19 protein-coding genes and 1 other RNA gene are annotated in these 18,200 nt (G+C 67.7%); 12 read left to right on the plus strand and 8 right to left on the minus strand.

The annotated features are described in order from the left end of the window. The 4 genes from CA234_RS06660 to CA234_RS06675 form a co-directional block, all read left to right on the plus strand. Positions 1-590: extensin family protein (locus tag CA234_RS06660; protein ID WP_164521737.1), on the plus strand; the 590-nt coding region annotated here is incomplete at its 5' end. A 39-nt stretch (positions 591-629) separates the two neighbouring features. After that, positions 630-1,505 carry an LOG family protein gene (locus CA234_RS06665; protein ID WP_125973812.1) on the plus strand — a complete coding sequence of 292 codons (876 nt, stop codon included), beginning with the start codon at positions 630-632 and terminating at the stop codon, positions 1,503-1,505. Positions 1,506-1,723: 218 nt separating this feature from the next. Next, positions 1,724-2,533, plus strand: coding sequence for an ATP-binding protein (locus tag CA234_RS06670; protein ID WP_125973814.1), 810 nt, complete (start codon positions 1,724-1,726; stop codon positions 2,531-2,533). A 383-nt stretch (positions 2,534-2,916) separates the two neighbouring features. Further along, complete coding sequence (locus CA234_RS06675; RefSeq protein ID WP_241213319.1) at positions 2,917-3,543, plus strand: PEPxxWA-CTERM sorting domain-containing protein; 627 nt, start codon at positions 2,917-2,919, stop codon at positions 3,541-3,543. 90 nt (positions 3,544-3,633) lie between these two features. Here CA234_RS06675 and CA234_RS06680 read toward each other — a convergent pair whose 3' ends face one another. From CA234_RS06680 to CA234_RS06695, 4 genes are read right to left on the minus strand one after another with little or no spacing between them, the layout of a single operon-like run. After that, entirely contained in the window at positions 3,634-4,167 is a 534-nt protein-coding gene (locus CA234_RS06680) for an NUDIX hydrolase (RefSeq protein ID WP_126001192.1), read from the minus strand. Positions 4,168-4,177: 10 nt separating this feature from the next. After that, the gene (locus CA234_RS06685; RefSeq protein WP_126001193.1) at positions 4,178-4,849 is read right to left on the minus strand and encodes a hypothetical protein; all 672 of its coding nucleotides are present in this window, start codon (positions 4,847-4,849) and stop codon (positions 4,178-4,180) included. Between the two features lie 2 nt (positions 4,850-4,851). Next, positions 4,852-5,730: a TPM domain-containing protein gene (locus tag CA234_RS06690; protein WP_126001194.1), complete on the minus strand. Its 879-nt coding sequence runs from the start codon at positions 5,728-5,730 to the stop codon at positions 4,852-4,854. Positions 5,731-5,756: 26 nt separating this feature from the next. Beyond that, positions 5,757-6,347, minus strand: a complete 591-nt coding sequence (locus tag CA234_RS06695) for a LemA family protein (protein WP_125973824.1) — start codon at positions 6,345-6,347, stop codon at positions 5,757-5,759. Between the two features lie 143 nt (positions 6,348-6,490). Here CA234_RS06695 and mscL point away from each other — a divergent pair, with 143 nt between their 5' ends. Next, positions 6,491-6,949, plus strand: a complete 459-nt coding sequence (mscL, locus tag CA234_RS06700; RefSeq protein WP_125973826.1) for a large conductance mechanosensitive channel protein MscL — start codon at positions 6,491-6,493, stop codon at positions 6,947-6,949. Here the strand turns inward: mscL and CA234_RS06705 are convergent. Beyond that, positions 6,946-7,377: an Rrf2 family transcriptional regulator gene (locus CA234_RS06705; RefSeq protein ID WP_126001195.1), complete on the minus strand. Its 432-nt coding sequence runs from the start codon at positions 7,375-7,377 to the stop codon at positions 6,946-6,948. The two genes, mscL and CA234_RS06705, sit on opposite strands and share 4 nt — an antisense overlap. A gap of 58 nt (positions 7,378-7,435) precedes the next feature. Here CA234_RS06705 and ssrA point away from each other — a divergent pair. Continuing rightward, positions 7,436-7,782, plus strand: a transfer-messenger RNA (tmRNA) gene (gene ssrA / locus CA234_RS06710). 60 nt (positions 7,783-7,842) lie between these two features. Here ssrA and mnmA read toward each other — a convergent pair. Further along, positions 7,843-8,952 (minus strand): tRNA 2-thiouridine(34) synthase MnmA, encoded by a 1,110-nt coding sequence (gene mnmA, locus CA234_RS06715; RefSeq protein ID WP_125973828.1) that lies wholly within the window; start codon positions 8,950-8,952, stop codon positions 7,843-7,845. Positions 8,953-9,108: 156 nt separating this feature from the next. On the opposite strand from mnmA, the gene CA234_RS06720 reads away from it, so the two are divergent. The 3 genes from CA234_RS06720 to CA234_RS06730 all read left to right on the plus strand — a co-directional run bounded on the left by CA234_RS06720 (position 9,109) and on the right by CA234_RS06730 (position 10,120). Further along, positions 9,109-9,336, plus strand: a complete 228-nt coding sequence (locus tag CA234_RS06720; RefSeq protein WP_241213320.1) for a hypothetical protein — start codon at positions 9,109-9,111, stop codon at positions 9,334-9,336. A gap of 103 nt (positions 9,337-9,439) precedes the next feature. Then, the gene (locus CA234_RS06725; RefSeq protein WP_125973832.1) at positions 9,440-9,739 is read left to right on the plus strand and encodes a DUF1153 domain-containing protein; all 300 of its coding nucleotides are present in this window, start codon (positions 9,440-9,442) and stop codon (positions 9,737-9,739) included. 123 nt (positions 9,740-9,862) lie between these two features. Beyond that, positions 9,863-10,120 (plus strand): GlsB/YeaQ/YmgE family stress response membrane protein, encoded by a 258-nt coding sequence (locus tag CA234_RS06730; protein ID WP_064310489.1) that lies wholly within the window; start codon positions 9,863-9,865, stop codon positions 10,118-10,120. 71 nt (positions 10,121-10,191) lie between these two features. Here the strand turns inward: CA234_RS06730 and CA234_RS06735 are convergent, their stop codons facing one another. Beyond that, positions 10,192-10,932, minus strand: coding sequence for an SIMPL domain-containing protein (locus CA234_RS06735; protein WP_126001196.1), 741 nt, complete (start codon positions 10,930-10,932; stop codon positions 10,192-10,194). Positions 10,933-11,201: 269 nt separating this feature from the next. On the opposite strand from CA234_RS06735, the gene CA234_RS06740 reads away from it, so the two are divergent. The 3 genes from CA234_RS06740 to CA234_RS06750 all read left to right on the plus strand — a co-directional run bounded on the left by CA234_RS06740 (position 11,202) and on the right by CA234_RS06750 (position 16,809). Then, positions 11,202-12,380 carry an efflux RND transporter periplasmic adaptor subunit gene (locus CA234_RS06740; protein WP_126001197.1) on the plus strand — a complete coding sequence of 393 codons (1,179 nt, stop codon included), beginning with the start codon at positions 11,202-11,204 and terminating at the stop codon, positions 12,378-12,380. 12 nt (positions 12,381-12,392) lie between these two features. Beyond that, entirely contained in the window at positions 12,393-15,557 is a 3,165-nt protein-coding gene (locus CA234_RS06745) for an efflux RND transporter permease subunit (protein WP_126001198.1), read from the plus strand. Between the two features lie 253 nt (positions 15,558-15,810). Beyond that, positions 15,811-16,809, plus strand: coding sequence for an LLM class flavin-dependent oxidoreductase (locus tag CA234_RS06750; RefSeq protein ID WP_126001199.1), 999 nt, complete (start codon positions 15,811-15,813; stop codon positions 16,807-16,809). Between the two features lie 3 nt (positions 16,810-16,812). Here CA234_RS06750 and CA234_RS06755 read toward each other — a convergent pair whose 3' ends face one another. Next, positions 16,813-18,120, minus strand: a complete 1,308-nt coding sequence (locus tag CA234_RS06755; protein ID WP_164521739.1) for a HAMP domain-containing sensor histidine kinase — start codon at positions 18,118-18,120, stop codon at positions 16,813-16,815. Positions 18,121-18,200: the final 80 nt, after the last annotated feature.

The raw sequence follows: 18,200 nt of genomic DNA on the forward strand, positions 1-18,200 counted from the left end.
CCACCCGCCCGCGTGGCAGCCCGCCGATCACGCTCAACCGGCCGACGCCGCGCGAGACGCAGCAATGCTTCACCGATCTGTCGCGCGCCGGCGTGCGGTTCAGCGCGATGCCCGATCGCGACTATGGCGGCGGCTGCATCGTCGAGGGCGCGGTGCAGCTGATCGACATCGGCGTGCCGGTGGGCGGCATCAAGGGCATGCGCTGCCCGCTCGCCCGCGCCTTTACCGGCTGGGTGCAGTATGCCGTGGCGCCGGCGGCGCGGCAGATCCTGGGCAGCGATCTCGTCCGGGTGGACACGTTCGGCACCTATGTCTGCCGCGCGATCGTCGGCAGCCCGCAGGCTTCGACCAAGCTTTCCGAACATGGCCGCGCCAACGCGGTCGACGTCTCCGGCTTCGTGCTCAAGGACGGGCGGCGGATCACCATCCTCAAGGACTGGCAGAATCCCGACCCGGCGATCCACAAGTTCCTCGAAACCATCCACGGATCGGCCTGCAGACGTTTCGCTACCGTATTGAGCCCGAACTATAATTACGTCCATCGCGATCATTTCCATCTCGATATGGGGCGTGGCCCCTTCTGCGCCTGAGGCTTTCCAACCGTCCCGGATGCGCCTAATCCGCGGTCAATGAGCGATACGAGAGTCCCGTCGCGCGTCTTCCGCCCTGCCCAGCAGGAGGCCGAAGCCGCCAACACCGCCACCGGCACCCCGCAGACCGAGCATCCCGCCTACCGGCTCGCCTTCCAGGACATGGACTTCCTGCTGCGCGAGGATTTGCGGCCGGTGCGCTTCCAGCTGGAGCTGCTGAAACCCCAGCTGCTGCTCGACGAGGCGAACATCGCGTCGACCTTCGTCATCTACGGCTCGGCGCGCATCCCCGAGCCGGCCAAGGCCGAGGCCGTGCTGGCGCTCGCCGAGACCGAGCAGCAGAAGCGCATCGCCGAGAGCCTGGTCGCCAAGTCCAAATATTACGACGTCGCCCGCGAGCTGGGCCGGCTGGCGAGCAACTTCCCGGTCGACGCCGCCGGCAAGCGCCACTTCGTCGTCACCTCGGGCGGCGGCCCCTCGATCATGGAAGCGGCGAACCGTGGCGCACGCGACGTGGGCGCCGAGACGATCGGGCTCAACATCGTGCTGCCGCACGAGCAGGCGCCGAACCCGTATGTCACGCCGGGCCTGAGCATGCAGTTCCACTATTTCGCGCTGCGCAAGATGCACTTCCTGCTGCATGCCCGCGCCGTCGCGGTGTTCCCGGGCGGCTTCGGCACCTTCGACGAGAGCTTCGAGCTGCTGACGCTGATCCAGACCGGCAAGGTCGATCCGATCCCGGTGCTGTTCTACGGCAAGGAGTTCTGGAACCGCGTCGTCAACTTCGAGGCGCTGTGCGACGAGGGCGTGATCTCGCCGCGCGACCTGAACCTGTTCCGCTTCTGCGAAACCGCCGAGGAAGGCTGGGAAATCGTCCAGGACTTCTGGCGCAACAAGGAAACGACGGGGGCATGACCGTCAGCTGAAAAATACCGAAACTCGCGCATATGCACGATAAACGCGCGTGAAGATTGGCAGCGGGGTCAAAGAGCGGCCAGGCAGGTGTGCGGCGTGGGAACATGTGGGGAACTTCGGGAGACGGACAAGGGGCGCTTCTAATCCCCCTCCCGCAGGTGGGGCGGGGCAGAGCAGAGCCCCCTCGCACCCGCGCCTGGTTGCGCTATAGCGCCGCCATGACCGATCCGCTGATCCGCATCGCCGAGGCGCTCGAACGGCTCGCCCCGCCCCCTGCCCCACCCGCCGATCTGGAGGCGCACCCCGCCTATGTCTGGCGCGGGCGCGACATCGTGCCGGCGCGTGCCTTCGCCCCCACCCCGCTCGCGCTGCTCCAGGGCGTCGAGAAGCAACGGACGGCATTGCTCGCCAATCTCGAACGGCTCGCCGCCGGCCATGCCGCGCAGGACGTGCTGCTGTGGGGCGCACGCGGCACCGGCAAGTCGGCACTGGTCAAGGGCGCCGTCGCCGAGGTGCAGGCGCAGGGCGGACGGCTGGCGCTGGTCGAGGCGGCGACGACGCATCTGGACACCCTGCCCGACCTGTTCGCGCTGCTCGCCACCACCGCTCGGCCCTTCGCGATCTTCCTCGACGATCTCGGCTTCGATGCCGCCGCCGATGCCCGCGCGCTGCGCTCGCTGCTCGAAGGCGGCGCCGAGGCGCGTCCGGCCCATTGCAGGCTGCTCGTCACCTCCAACCGCCGCCATTTGCTGCCCCGCGACCTGGAGGCCCAGTCCAGCGCGATCAACCCACGCGACTCGATCGACGACGATCTCGCGCTCGCCGATCGCTTCGGCCTGTCGCTCGGCTTCCACGTCGTCGACCAGGACACCTATGTCGCGATCGTGCGCGGCTATGCCGAGGCGCATGGGCTGGTCTTCGATCCGCAGGATGCGATTCAGTGGGCGACGCGGCGCGGCAGCCGCTCCGGACGCGTCGCCTGGCAATATGTCGTCGAACTGGCGGGTCGGCACGGCAAGCGGCTGTGACCGTCCGCAACGGAGTTAAATTTCGGCGGTTTTGTCTCAAAAAAACACAGATTTCCGCATTTCGCCCGACGCGCCGGTCCGTGACATCGCGATTGCAGCAACGTTGCGCTAACGTTTCGACTTGCACGATGCTGCAACGTTTTCCCTCCTGCCCGAGCAACTAAGCGCCATCGTTTGCACCTGCAATGCCCGCGCAACGCTCGCAAATTCGACGTTCCGCACTCGAATGGAACGGCGCCGCACAATGCACATCTTCGCATCTTCATTGATGAGAACGTTATTGTCGTTCCGTTTCATAAACTTAACGTCGGGTTAACGGCCGCAGAAGCCGAGTCGCTCACCGAGTCGCTCACATCGCCGTTATCAAAGGAAAGGGTGCGCCAATGCGTATTCATACGAAGCTTGCTGCCGCGGCAGCCTTGTTGTGCGCGGCCGTCCCCGCGCAGGCCGCGCAGATCCTGGGACAGATCAGCTTCAACGGCTTCGTCCGCCCGGTCGGTGCGACCAGCATGGGCGCTGCCACCGGGCTCGACTTCTACAACTTCGCCATACCGGGCACGTCGGCCGGCGACGGCGGCGCGCCGGGTACCATCTTCACCGCGCTGGGCACATCGGGCGTGTTCTCGGGCATCACCTGCGTCGGCCCGTGCGGCACGATCAAGGACCTGCCGACCTTCACGGGCGGGCCGATCGCGTCGTTCTTCGACATCGGGTCGTCGATCTTCTTCGACCTGAGCTCGATCCAGTCGGTCACCTACACGGCGGACGGCGCCGGCGGCAGCCTGAAGCTGGTCGCATCGGGCACCTTCCGCATCACGGGCTATGACGACACGGCAGCCCTGCTGACCCTGACCACCCAGGGGGACGGCCTGACCAGCTTCTCGGCAACCGCGCTGTCGGCGGTGCCGGAGCCGGCGAGCTGGGGCCTGATGATCGCCGGGTTCGGCATGATGGGCGGCATGCTCCGCGCCTCGCGCCGCTCGGTGAAGGTCCGCTTCGCCAAGAACTGAGCTCCCAGCCTCCCTGGTAGCGCGAACCCCGCCGGAGCGATCCGGCGGGGTTCGTTGTTGTGCGGGCAGCCGCTGCCGACCGGCGTCGCGTCAGCCGTTGCCGCGCCCCAGCAGCGCCGCGCTGAGCACCAGCAGCATCTTCACGTCGACGCCCATCCCTTGCGCGCGGCAATCCGCGATGAACATCGGCAGCTCGGCCATTGGCACATGGTGAACCTTGATGTCTTCGCCATCCACGCCGCCGCCGGCGCCGATGCGGGTCAGGCCGTGGACGCGGACCAGCGTGAAGCTTTCGCTGACCATGCCGGGCGAGGCGAAATACTCGCCGAGTTCCTCCACCCGCTCGCAGGCATAGCCGGCTTCTTCCTCGAGCTCGCGCCGGGCGGCGGCCTCGATCGTGTCGCCTTCCTCGGTATCGCCGACCAGGCCCGCCGGCAGCTCGATGCAGCGGCGACCGAGCGGCACGCGATACTGCTCGACCAGGATCACCCGGTCTTCCGCGTCGATCGCGACGATCACCACGGCGCGGATGCCGCCGGTGCGCCCGACATATTCCCATTTGCCCTGGCGGAACACAGTGATCCACTTGCCCGCCCAGGGGGTCTCGATCGCTTCGTCGGTCATGGGCAGCCCCTTAGAGCTCGATCAGCCGATCGGGAAGCTCGTTCACATCGTCGGCGGCGCGCGGGAAATGCTCGCCGAGGACCATGCCGATCTGCGCGACCGCCGCCGCCATGCCCTCGGCCACGCGGCCTTCCTTCACATGCCCGAGCAGCGCCGCCATTGCCGCGCCCCACACTTCGGGGGTGACGCGCGAGTGGATCGCCGAATCGGCGAGGATCTCGGCGCGGTGCTCGGCGAGGCTCAGGTAGAGCAGCACGCCCGTCGATCCGGTGGTACGCTTCTCGGCCGCGGTGCGGAACAGCGCCAGCGCGCGGGCGTGCACCCGCCGAGTCTTGGTCGATCCCGGCGCGAGCGCGATCCGCAGCGCATCCTTGGCGAGCACCACGCGGACGAGCAGAAAGGTGAGCGCGGTCACCACCAGCGCGGCGGTGAGATACCAGTGCGCCGGCACGGTCTGCGCCCAGGGATCGATCATCCGGCTGTGCAGCCATTCGATCGGTCCGGGCTGCCAGGCGAGCAGCGCCAGCACCAGCAGCATGGCGAGCACCGCCCAGTGCAGCGCGACATCGGCATAGTCATCCGAGCGCCGGGCGAGCACCGTGACGATCTCGCCGCTGGTGCCCCGTTCGGCCTGCGCCACGGCTTCCGCGACGCGGGCGCGGTCCTGATCGGTCAATCGCATCCTCACCAGCTCCCCGAAGCGCCGCCGCCGCCGAACGACCCGCCGCCGCCGGAGAAGCCGCCGCCACCACCGCCGCCGCCCCAGCCGCCGCCGCCCCAGCCGCCATGGTCGTCGTCATCGTCGCGGTGGCTTGCCGCGCGACCGATCTCGTTGGCGATGGTCCACAGCACGATCGGCAGCATGCCGCTGTCGTTATCCCGCGCGCGATAGGCCTGGCCATCCCAAGGGCCGGGCCGCCGCCGCCCGCCGAAGCGCGCGAGCATCGGCACCAGGATCACGACCAGGATGATGAACCAGAAGAGCAGCCCGATCGGCAGCCCGCCGCCCTGCCGCTTGCGCGCGGAGGATTTGGTCGCCGCGTCCTGCGCCGCCTTGGCTTTCTGCTCGGCAGCCTCGAGCGGCTGCTTCATCTGCTCGGCGATCGCCTGCGCACCGGCGACGATGCCGCCCGCCATGTCGCCGGCCTTGAACTTGGGCAGAATGACCTGATTGATGATCTGGCTCGACAGCGCATCGGTCATGATCGGTTCGAGGCCGTAGCCGACTTCGATCCGTACCTTGCGCTCGTTGGGTGCGACGATCAGCAGGATGCCGTTGTTCGCCTCCTTCTGCCCGATCCCCCAGGCGCGGCCGAGCTGATAGCCATAGTCGGCGATGTCATAGCCCTGCAGGTCCGGGAGGGTCGCGACGACGAACTGCCGGCTCGACGCCTGCTCCACCTCGGCCGATAGCTGGGTAAGCTGCGCGACCTGCGCGGGCGAGAGCAGGTGGGCGTCGTCGACGACGCGGCCGGTCAGCTTGGGGAAGGTCGGGTCGGCCAGCGCACTCGTCGCCCCGGCCAGCAGGGCGACGAGCAGCACCAGAAAACGCAGCACACGCATCAGCGACGCTCCGGGGGCGGGACGGATCAGTTGCCGTTCCCGAAGTTCACCGTCGGCGCGACGTCGGCGCCGGCCTTGGCCTGGAACGGCGTCATCGGCTTGGCGCCGTAGAAGATCTTGGCGCCCACCGCGTCGGGGAAGGTGCGGATGCGGGTGTTATAGTCCTGCACCGCCTGGTTATAGTCGCGGATCGAGATGGTGATCCGGTTCTCGGTGCCTTCCAGCTGGCTCATCAGCGTGGTGAAGTTGCCCTGGCTTTTGAGGTCCGGATAGGCTTCGACGCTCGCGAGCAGGCGCGACAGCGAGCCGCCCAGCTGCTGCTGCGCCTGCTGGAACTGCTGGACCTTGTTCGCGTCGGTCAGGTCGTTGGCGGTAACCTGGATCGACGTCGCCTTGGCGCGGGCACTGATCACGTCGTTCAGGATCTTGCCCTCGGAAGCAGCGGCGCCCTTCACCGTCGCGACGAGGTTCGGCACCAGATCGGCGCGGCGCTGATACTGCGCCTGCACGTCGGCCCACTTCGCCTTGGCATTCTCCTCGGCGGTCGGGACGCTGTTGAGCCCGCAGGCCGAGAGCGACAGGGCTGCGATCGGCACGAGTGCGGTACGAAACTTCATGGGGAAGCAACCTCCAAATCCCATCAACGGAGTGTCTTATACGACGCCTACACCGCGGGGAGGAAGCGAAATCGGTCGCCGGGGGTTGGCGGGGCTGCGCGACTTCGGCAAGGTCGATGCCTTCGCAAAAGGAGAGGTGGCGAATGTTGAAGGAATTCCGGTCGTTCATCGCGCGCGGCAACGTGCTCGATCTCGCGGTGGGCGTGATCATCGGCGCGGCGTTCGGCAACATCACCAAATCGCTGACCGACGACATGATCATGCCGCTGGTCGGCTGGATCTTCGGCGGGGTGGACTTCTCCGGCTATTTCCTCCGCCTCGGCGCGATTCCGCCCAGCTATACCGGCTCGCCGTCCAACTACGCCGCGCTCAAGGCCGCGGGCGTGCCGCTGATCGGATTCGGCGCGTTCATCACCGTGGTGATCAATTTCCTGATCCTGGCCTTCATCGTCTTCCTGCTGGTGCGCACGGTGAACAAGGTGATCGCCGCCGCCGAGCGCGACAAGGCCAAGGGCGAAGCGCCGCCCGCCGCCGATCCGGCCGATGTCGTGCTGCTGCGCGAGATTCGCGACGAGCTGAAGAAGCGCAACGCGGGGGCTTAGGCCGCCGCCAGTTCCTCCGCCGCGGCATCGGCCAGGCTGGTGCCGTCGAGGATGCGGGCGGTTTCATCGCGCACCCGGGCCATGGCGCGACGGATCGCGCAGGCGGCCTCGTCCTTGCAGTCGTTGCACGGGCGATAGGCGGTGCGGCTGACACAGGGGACGAGCGCCAGCGGCCCCTCGATCACGCGGATGATCTCGCCGAGCGAGATCAGATGCGCTGGCCGCGCCAGGCGATAGCCGCCCATCTTGCCGCGGGTGGAGACGAGGAAGCTCGCCTCGCGCAGGTCGGCGAGGATCAGCTCGAGAAATTTGCGCGGCACGTTCGCTTCCGTAGCGATGCGGTTCATCGGCACGGGCGCGCCGGCGATCGGCTGTTCGGCAAGGAAGAGCATTGCGCGGAGCGCGTAGCGGGAACGCTGCGTCAACATGATGCACTCTCCATGCCAACCGAATGGGGCGGTGGAAAGGCCATATTCCTTCCAACCTGACCTTTTCATTAAGCGCAAACCGCCTATATGGGTTCGTGCCGGGTTCGCCCGGCTATGGCGATAAACAATGGCGTATAATAGATGCAGCGGACCCGGGGGCAGTACCCGGCGGCTCCACCATAACCGGTGGTGTATCTGGACACCGTTTCTGACGGGGCCGAACCAGGATCGACGTGTATTGAAAAGCGCTGTCTTCGCTCGGAATGGGACCACCGCAACGGCCCATTACACAAGTGCCAACGATAACGAAGCACTCGCTATTGCGGCGTAACCCCAAGGCCTAACGGCCTAAGGTTATTCTAAAATGCGCGGTCGGGCCACACCGGGCAACAGAAGTGGACTCCAGCGGCCGCCAGGGGGGCCGGGCAACAGAACCCCCTGGACCTACTTTCACGATCGGACGAATCAAGCGGCGAGCGCCTCCGCCCGCTCTGTCTTTGCGATCCAGCCGCCGCCGAGCACGCGGTCGCCGGCATAGAGCACCGCCGCCTGGCCCGGCGCCACCCCGTACTCGGGCGTCTCGAACACCACCCGGTCGCCTTCCATCCGCGCCGGCACCGGCTTGGCGAGGCTGCGGACCTTGGCGGTCATCGGCCCTGCATGGTCGCCGCCCAGCCAGTTGATATTCTCCAGCCGCGCCGCCGCGACGGCCAGCGCGCGGCGCGGGCCGACGACGACGCGCTTTGTCTCCGGCTCCAGCCGCAGGACGTAATAGGGTTCGGGTGCGCCGCCGATCTCCAGCCCTCGGCGCTGGCCGACGGTGAAGTGGATCAGCCCGCGATGCTCGCCCAGCCTGGCGCCGCTCTCGTCGACGATCTCGCCGCCCGCCTCGGCCTCGGGGCGCAGCTTCTTGACCAGGGTCGCATAGTCGCCGTCGGGGACGAAGCAGATGTCCTGGCTGTCGGGCTTGCCGGCGACGCCCAGCCCCAGCTCGGCGGCGAGCGCGCGGACCTCGGGCTTGGGCAGGCCGCCCAGCGGGAAGCGCAGAAAGTCGAGCTGGCTCTGGGTGGTCGCGAACAGGAAATAGCTCTGGTCGCGCGCCGGATCGGCGGCGCGGTGCAGCTCGGCACCCTGCGCGCCCTCGACGCGGCGGACATAATGGCCGGTGGCGAGGCAATCGGCGCCGAGGTCGCGCGCGAGCGCGAACAGATCGGTGAACTTCGGCCCCATGTTGCACTTCACGCAGGGGATCGGGGTGCGCCCCGCCATATATTCGTCGGCGAAGTCGTCGATCACCTGGGTCTGGAAGCTGCTCGCATGGTCGAAGACGTAGTGCGCGATGCCCAGCTTGTCGCATACCGCGCGCGCGTCGCGGATGTCGCGGCCGGCGCAGCAGCTGCCGGCGCGGCCTACCGCCTCGCCATGATCGTAGAGCTGGAGCGTGATGCCGATCGTCTCCGCCCCGCTGCGCGCGGCGAGTGCTGCGACGACGGAGGAATCGACGCCGCCCGACATGGCGACGACGATGCGCCGCCCGGAGAGCGGCTCGGCTAGCTGGAAATCACCGGGGTTCATGGCCGCCCAGATAGGGCAGGCCCGTACCGGATGCCACCCGGGTGCTTCGGAAACCTCGCAGACACGGAAGTTAAGCCGAGGTTTTCGCCGCCTTTACGGCCCTTTCAGCACTCGCGGTTTATACTGCGCGCTCGAAGGACGACTGGAAACGCATTGGTGGACTTGAGTTTTGCCCATCCGAACCGCGACTTGGGCACTGCGACGCTCCCGACGGGACTCGCCGTGCTGATGGCGATGGTGACGAGCCGGCAGGCCGCCAGCTTCACCGCGCGACTCCAGACCCGGCTTTCGATGCCGCTTCCCGTGGCAGCGCTGCTCGCGCCGGCCGATGGCTGTTTCCATCGCGCCGCCGCAACCGCGCTGCACCAGTGGGGAGAGGGGTGAAGCGCGCGTTTACCTTGCCATTTTAGCCGATGTTCAAGGCAGGCGGGTAAAAGTCGTTTCACGGTTGCGTAACAGGGGCGGCCGGCCCCGAAGAGGTTGGTAGATGATTGAGAACCAGAAGATCCGTCCTGCCAAGGTGATCGGTCCGCTCGGCGAGCCGCTGACCCTGGACAGCCTGCCGCCGCCCAACACCACCCGCTGGGTGGTGCGGCGCAAGGCCGAAGTCGTGGCCGCCGTCAATGGCGGGCTGCTGACCGTGGACGAGGTGTGCGATCGCTACGGCCTCACCATGGAGGAATTCGCCGGCTGGCAGCGCGCGATCGATCGCTCGGGCATGCCGGGGCTGCGGGTCACGCGCATCCAGCATTATCGCTCGCTCTACGAACGCCAGCAGAAGTTCTGATTTTTTCGTTTTGCGTGCCGAAAGTTCCCTTGACAACGCAAAAAATCGCTTCGGAACCAAAGCGACCATTCGCGGATTTTCCATTACGTCGCCCGGGTCGCCGGGCAAGTAAAGGAGGGACGAATGGTAGGCTTTATCGTTTGGCTCGTCATCGGCGGCGTCGTCGGCTGGCTTGCGAGCATCATCATGCGGACCGATGCCCAGCAGGGTATCTTCCTGAACATCGTCGTCGGCATCGTCGGCGCGTTTGTCGGCGGTCTGCTGTTCGGTGGTAACATCAACAGCGGCGTGATCACCCCGATGACCTTCCTGGTCTCGCTGGTGGGTGCGGTCATCCTGCTGGCGATCGTCAACCTGGTGCGTCGCGGCGCGGTGCGTTAAGCATCCCGCTTCCACCAGACCAACAAAAAGGGCCGTCCCAGCCGGGGCGGCCCTTTTTTTTCATGTCCGGATCATTTCAGCAGGAAGCGCACCGAGACGCTGGCGGTGACCTTCTGCTCGCCGGGCACGATCGCGGTATCAGCCTCGGCCATCATCGCCTTGCCGCGCATCAGCATCGGTACGGGCTGCGGCATCTGCGGCATGCCCGCCTCCGAGATCAGCAGGATGCGATCGACCTTGAGCCCGGCCGCCTGTGCGTAGAGCGCGGCCCGCGCCTTGGCCCTGGCGATCGCGTCGCGCCGCGCCTCGTCGAGCGCACCGTCCTCGTCGGCGAGCGTCAGGTTGGGCCCGGCGATGTTGTTGGCGCCCTGTGCGACCAGCGCGTCGAGAATCGTGCCGCTCCTGGCGATGTCGCGGAAACGCACGGTCAGCTGGTTCGATGCCTGATAGCCGGTGATCACCGGCGGCTTGTTTTCCTGGTAGCGATATTGCGGCGCGAGGTTAACCGAACTGGTCTGCAGGTCGCGCTCGCCGATGCCGGCCTTGCGCAGCGCGCCCAGCACCGCCGCCATCCGCGCGGCATTCTGCTGCATCGCCTCGCCCGCCGTGCCTGCGGTGGTGACCACCCCGGCCTGGATCAGCGCGAGATCGGGCACGCGGGTGCTGGTCCCCTCGGCAACGATGTCGAGCACGGTGCCGTCGGCGGGGATCGGCTGCGCGGCCGGCTGCACCTGGGCGAGTGCCTGGGGGGCGAAGGCCAGGGGTGCGGCGGCGAGCGCGAGCAGCGCGGCGAGCGGCAGAGAGCGGGTCATGGGGATGTTCCTCCTGTGGTTTGTCGTCATCCTGCACCGGCTTGTCGACGCCTGCACACGAACGCAGGCTGAACGAATAACCCGACCGCAAACGATTGCTATTACTTGCAAGGTCCGACAGCTACGCGCTTATTCCTTGCGGTCACTTGCGCGAGTACATGCAACCGGGCATGTCACCGCGCGTTGCTGCACCGGCCTTGCCGCCGGTGATATATTCCTATAATACAGTGCGACGAGGGGCGTGTACGCGCCCCGAACGAGGTGGGCGCATGAATTACGAGGCAGGGATGTTGGATCGGCAGGAGCAGCTCGGGTTCGAGGGGGAACCGGCGCGGCGTGGGCGGCGGTGGCTGTGGATCGGCCTGGGCGCCTTCGTGCTGGTCGTGATCGCCGGCTTCCTGTTGATGCCCCCGGCGAGCAAGCCGCTTCCCGCCGCCAAGGGCGCCAAGGGCCAGGGCCAGCTGCTCACCGTCACCGTCTCGGCGCCGGGGCAGCAGACCGCGTCGACGATCGTCACCGGCACCGGCAGCCTCGCCGCCAAGCGCGAGATGCCGGTGGGCGTCGCGGGCGAAGGCGGCCTGGTCACGCGCGTGCTGGTCGATGCCGGCAGCTGGGTGAAGAAGGGCCAGGTGCTCGCCGTGGTCGATCGCTCGGTACAGGCGCAGACCGCCGAGTCGCTCGCCGCGCAGATCCGCGTCGCCGAGGCCGATGCCAAGCTCGCCCAGGCGAATCTCGACCGCGCGCAGCAACTGGTCGGAAACGGATTCATCTCCCGCGCCGATATCGACCAGCGCGTTGCCACGCGCGACCAGGCGCTCGCCCGCGTCCGCGTCGCCAAGGCGCAGCTCGCCGAGACCCAGGCGCGCAACCGCCGGCTCGACATCCGCGCGCCGGAAGCGGGCCTGGTGCTCGCCCGCCAGATCGAGCCCGGCCAGATCGTCAGCTCGGGCTCGGGCACGCTGTTCCGCATGGCGATGGACGGCCAGTTCGAGCTGCGCACCCAGCTTTCCGAAGCCGATGTCCAGAAGCTGCACGTCGGCGCGCCGGCGGAAGTGACCCCGGTCGGCACCCAGACCAGCTTCAAGGGCCAGGTATGGCAGGTCTCGCCGGTTATCGACCCGACCAGCCGCCTCGGTATCGCCCGCATCGCGCTGCCTTACAACCCGGCGCTGCGCCCCGGCGGCTTCGCCAGCGCGCGGATCGTCGCGGGCGCGGTCACCTCGGTGATCCTGCCGCAATCGGCGGTGCAGAGCGACCAGCAGGGCACCTATGTCTATATCCTCAACGACAAGAACGAGGCGGTGCGCCGCGACGTGAAGACCGGCGACGTGTCCGACGAGGGCGTGCGGATCACCAGCGGCCTGACCGGCAACGAGCGCGTGGTGATGACCGCAGGCGCGTTCCTCAATCCGGGCCAGAAGGTCATTCCCCAGCTCCAGAAGAAGTAAGGGATCGGCGCGATGAGCTTTCGCAACATCTCGGCCTGGGCCATCCGCAACCCGGTACCGCCGATCGTCCTGTTCCTGTTCCTCACCGTCGCGGGGCTGGTAAGCTTCAGCCGGATGGACGTGAACAACGATCCGGACATCGACTTCCCGATCGTGTGGATCTCGATCAGCCAGCCCGGCGCCGCGCCGAGCGAGCTGGAGACGCAGATCACCCAGAAGGTCGAGTCGGCGGTGCGCAGCCTGCAGGGCATCGACGAGATCAACTCCACCGTCTCCGAAGGCAACAGCCAGACGGTGGTGCAGCTGGCGATCGGCACCCCGATCGACCGCGCGGTGGAGGACGTGCGCAGCGCGATCCAGCAGATCCGCGGCAACCTGCCCGACGGCATCCTCGAGCCGCAGGTCGGCCGGGTCGACAGCGCCAGCAGCAACGACGTCGCCAGCTTCACGGCGACCGCGACCGACATGACCGTCGAGCAGCTCTCCTGGTACATCGACAACAGCGTGTCGAAGGAGCTTTTGTCGATCAGCGGGATGGCGGCGGTGCAGCGCAACGGCGGCGTCAGCCGCGAAGTCAGCGTGGTGCTCGATCCGGTGAAGCTGGCCAGCTACGGCCTTACCGCAAGCCAGGTGAACCAGCAGCTGCGCCAGGTGAACCTCAACGCCGCCGGTGGCCGCGCGCAGATCTCGGGCTTCGAACAGTCGCTGCGCGTCGTCGGCAACGCCAAGGATGCCTATTCGCTGGGCCAGACCCAGATCGCCACCGGCACCGGCGGCACCGTGCGCCTCGCCAACATCGCGACGGTGAAGGACGGCTATGCCGAGCGCCGCAACTTCGCGCGCTATGACGGGCATCCGGTGATCTCGTTCGACATCCAGCGCGCCAAGGGCGCCTCGGACGTCACCATCTACGAGGAAGCGCAGAAGAAGCTGCAGGCGCTCGAAAAGGCCAATCCCAAGGTCCGTTTCGAGCTGCTCGACAACTACAGCAAATACGCCAAGGAGCAGTTCGACACCGCGATGGAGGCGATGATCGAGGGCGCGGTGCTCGCCGTCATCGTCGTGTTCCTGTTCCTGCGCGACTGGCGGGCGACGGTGATCTCGGCGCTGGCGATCCCGCTCTCGGCGATCCCCAGCTTCTGGTTCATGGACATGATGGGCTTCACGCTCAACCAGATGACGCTGCTCGCGCTCAGCCTGGTCGCGGGCGTGCTGGTCGACGACGCGATCGTGGAGATCGAGAACATCGTCCGCCACATGCGGATGGGCAAATCGGCCTATCAGGCCTCGATCGACGCCGCCGACGAGATCGGCGTGGCGGTGCTCGCCACCACCATGTCGATCGTCGCGGTGTTCCTGCCGGTGGGCCTGATGCCGGGCATCTCGGGCCAGTTCTTCAAGAATTTCGGCCTCACCGTCGTTGCGGCGGTGCTGATGTCGCTGGCGGTGGCGCGCATGCTCACGCCGATGATCGCGGCCTATTTCCTCAAGGCGCACGGCCATGTCGAACATGGCGGCGGGCTGATGATGCGGCTGTACATTCGCCTGCTCGAATGGACGCTGATGCACCGCTGGGTGGCGATCCTCGCCTATGTGCTGTCGCTCGGCGGCACGATCGGCCTGCTCGTCACCATGCCGCAGACCTTCCAGCCCGCACAGGACCAGGACAGCGTGACCGCCACGGTCGAGATGGTGCCGAGCACCACGCTGGAGCAGACCGACCGGGTGGTCCAGCAGGTCGCGGGCATCCTGCGCGCCGAGCCGGGGGTCGAGCATACCTATGCCCGTACCCTGGTCGGCAGCGGCCGGGTGACCGCCGATCTGGTCGAGAAGAAGAGCGGCCGCACCGAGACCAGCACCGAGTTCGAGAAGCGGGTGGCGCCCAAGCTGCTCGCCATCCCCGATGCGCGGGTGAATTTCCGCTCGCAGTTCGGCTGGGGCTCGTCCGGGCGCGACATCACGATCACGCTGGGCGGCGAGGATCCCGAACTGCTCAACAAGACCGCGCTCACCCTGATGAAGCAGATGGAGGGGCTGAAGTCGCTCGTCGCGCCGCGCATCTCGGGCGATCTGCAGCGGCCGGAGATCGTGATCTCGCCGCGGCTCGACCTCGCGGCCGATCTGGGCGTGACCACGGCGGCGCTGTCCAACGCGATCCGCGTCGCGACGCTGGGCGACATCGAGCAGAACAGCGCCCGATTCTCGCTGTCCGATCGCCAGATCCCGATCCGCGTCGCGCTCGACCAGGATTCGCGCACCAAGCTCGATACGCTGCAGAACATGCGCGTGCAGACCCAGACCGGCGGCTCGGTGCCGCTCTCCGCGGTGGCGGACATCCGCTTCGCCGCCGGGCCGACCAAGGTCGAGCGGCTCAACCTCCAGCGCCGGCTGGTGGTGGGGGCCGACCTCGCGATGAACCCGGCGACGGGCAAGCCCTATGTCTCTGGCGACGTGATGAAGGAGATCCACAATCTTCCGATCATGAAGCAGCTGCCGGTGGGCGTGGCCGAGATGACCGTGGGCCAGGCCAAGTGGCAGGGCGAGATGATCCAGAACTTCATCATCGCGCTGGCCTCGGGCATCTTCCTGGTCTTCGCGGTGATGGTGCTGCTGTATCGCCGCTTCGTCTCGCCGATCGTCAACATGGGCTCGCTGCTCAACGCGCCGCTGGGCGGGCTGATCATGCTGGCGATCCTGGGGATGCCGGTGAGCCTGCCGGTCTATATCGGCATGCTGATGCTGTTCGGCATCGTCGCCAAGAACTCGATCCTGCTCGTCGACTTCGCGCTGGAGGAGATGGAAAAGGGCGTGGGCAAGATGGAGGCGATCGTCGATGCCGGCCGCAAGCGCGCCCAGCCGATCGTGATGACCACCATCGCGATGGTGGCGGGCATGGTGCCGACCGCGCTGTCGCTCAACGGCGACTCGTCGTTCCGCGCGCCGATGGGCGTGGTGGTGATCGGCGGCCTGATCGTCTCGACCTTGCTCACGCTGGTGATCGTGCCCGCGCTGTTCAGCCTCGCGGTGGGCCTGGAAGGCTGGCTGGGGCCGCGGCTTTCGCGGCGGCTGCTCACCTATCGCCCGGGCGACGACGGCAGCCGCGTGCTGGGGCCTGCGGGTCCGCACGGCGCGATCGACCACAAGCCCGGAGACGACGGGGTGCAGCCGGCGGAGTGAGGCTTCGTCCTCCTCCTCCTCCTCGCCGACGGGGAGAGCGCTGTCGCTTGATCGAATCTTCGTCATCCCGGCGGAAGCCGGGATCCATTGGGGTCTCCGTAACGGCGCTTGCTGATGCCCAGCGGCGAATGGATCCCGGCTTCCGCCGGGATGACGGCTGGCGGAAATGCTTGGCGAGGCAGCGAGCGGTTGGGCGATGGTAGTGGGCGCCAACCCTCTGGCAACGGTGCCCAAGCGTCCCCACATCCTCTCCATGACCGCATATTCCCTGCTCGATCTGGTGCCCGTCGTCCAAGGCGGCACCGTGGGCCACGCGCTCGCCAACGCCGCCGACCTAGCCGCGCACGCCGAGAAGCTCGGCTTCCGACGCTATTGGGTTGCCGAGCATCACGGCATGGAGGGCATCGCCAGCGCCGCCACCGCGGTGGTGATCGCCCATGTCGGCCAGGCGACCAGCACGATCCGCATCGGCGCGGGCGGAATCATGCTCCCCAACCATTCGCCGCTGCAGGTGGCCGAGGCGTTCGGCACGCTCGACGCGCTCTTCCCCGGCCGCATCGACCTGGGGCTGGGCCGCGCGCCGGGCTCGGACCAGCGGGTCTCCGCCGCGATCCGCCGCAACCTCGAGAGCGACGGTAACGCCTTCCCGCAGGACGTGATGGAACTGCAAAGCTATTTCGCCGATGACGGCCGCACCGGCATCCGCGCGACGCCGGGCGCGGGCGCGGACGTCAAGCTGTGGATCCTCGGCTCCAGCACCTTCGGTGCGCAGCTCGCCGCCGCGCTGGGGCTGCCCTATGCCTTTGCCTCGCACTTCGCGCCGGGCCTGCTCGACGAGGCGATCGCGGTCTATCGCCGCAACTTCCGCCCGTCCGAGGCGCTGGCCAAGCCGCATGTGATGCTCGGCTTCAACGTCTTCGCGGCGGATACCGACGAGGAGGCGGAGTATCTCGCCAGCTCGCAGCAACAGGCGTTCGTCGCGATCCGCACCACCGGGCGCGGCATCCAGCTGCCGCCGCCGGTGCGCGGCTATCGCGAGAGCCTGGGCACGCAGGGCAATGCGGTGCTCGACCATGTCCTGTCCGCCTCGGCGATCGGCGGCCCCGCCAAGGTGCGCCGCGAGATCGAGGCCTTTATCGAACGCACCCAGGCCGACGAGCTGATGCTGACCAGCGCGATGTTCGACCACCAGGCCCGCAAGCGCAGCCTCGAGATCGCGGCGGAGGCGATGCGCGCGGTCGAGCCGGCCTGAGACTCAGCCCGCGGCGGGCAGGCGGAGGCGGACGAGCAGGCCGCCCAGATCCTCGCTCTCCTCCAGGCTGACGGTGCCGCCATAGATCTCGGCCACGTCCCGCACGATCGCCATGCCCAGGCCGGTGCCGGGCTTGCCGGTATCGAGCCGCACGCCGCGATCGAAGATGCGAATGCGGTCGGCCTCGGGAATGCCCATGCCGTCGTCCTCGACCAGGATTTCGACGAACCCCGATTCGAGCCGCGCGGTGACGAACACGCTGCCGCCGCCATATTTGGCGGCGTTCTCGACGAGGTTGCCGAGGATCTCGTCCAAGTCCTGCCGCTCGATATGCGCGATCGCATCCTTCACCCCGTCCACGTCGATGCGGACATTGGGGTAGAGCCGCGCCACCGCGCGCTCGACCGCCTCGATCGACGGCCACACCTCGGCGCGGCTGTGCGCGCTGCCGCGGCGTCCGACCGCCCGGGCGCGGGCGAGATGGTGGTCGATCTGCCGCCGCATCGTCCGCGCCTCGCGAATGACGGTGTCCGGCAGGTCTTCCTGGCCGGCGGCGGCGGCGTTCATGATCACGCTGAGCGGCGTCTTGAGCGCATGCGCGAGGTTGCCGGCATGGCGCCGCGCTTCCTCGGCCTGGCGATCGTTATGCTCGACCAGCGCGTTGAGCTCGTCGACCATCGGGCCGACCTCGGCCGGCATCGGCCCGCCGACGCGCTGGGTCTGGCCGGCGCGGAGCCTGGCAATCTCGCGCCGCACCTTGCGCAGCGGCCGCAGCCCGTACCAGGTCTGCAGCGCCGCCATCGCGACGAGCCCCAGCCCGAGCAGCGCGAAGCTGCGCACCAGCGTGCGGCGTACGGTGGCGATCTGCGCGTCGAGCACATCGCGGCTCTCCGCCACCTGGAAGCGCCAGCGTACCGGCGAGCCCGGCAGTTTGAGGTCGCGCTCGGCGATGCGCAGCTTCTGGTCGGGGAACTGGTTGCTGTCGTAGAAATGGATCTCGCGGTCGCTATGGACCTGGTCGACCTTGAGACGCCGGTCCCAGAGCGAGCGCGAGTAGAAGGGCTCGAACCCCTGGCCGCTGATCTGCCAATAGGCGCCCGAATTGGGCTCGAGGAAGCGCTGGTCGGCAAGCTCGCGGTTGAGCACCACCTCGCCGTTCGAGCCGAGCTCGGCCGAGACGATCATCGAGGAGACGAGATAGTCGAGCTGGTCGTCGAAATTGCGGGTGATCGCGCTGGTCAGCACCCGGTCGAGCGCATAGCCGCCGCCGACCAGCAGCAGCAGGATCCACGCGGTCGCGACCAGCAGCATGCGCCGGCTGACCGAGCCGGTGACGCGCACCGGCCGGCGTTCGCGCGGCTCGAACTCGCCAGGCGCGGGCGAAGCCTCGT

It is taken from the genome of Sphingomonas sp. ABOLE (genome assembly GCF_003950455.1).
GTDB lineage: Bacteria > Pseudomonadota > Alphaproteobacteria > Sphingomonadales > Sphingomonadaceae > Sphingomonas > Sphingomonas trueperi.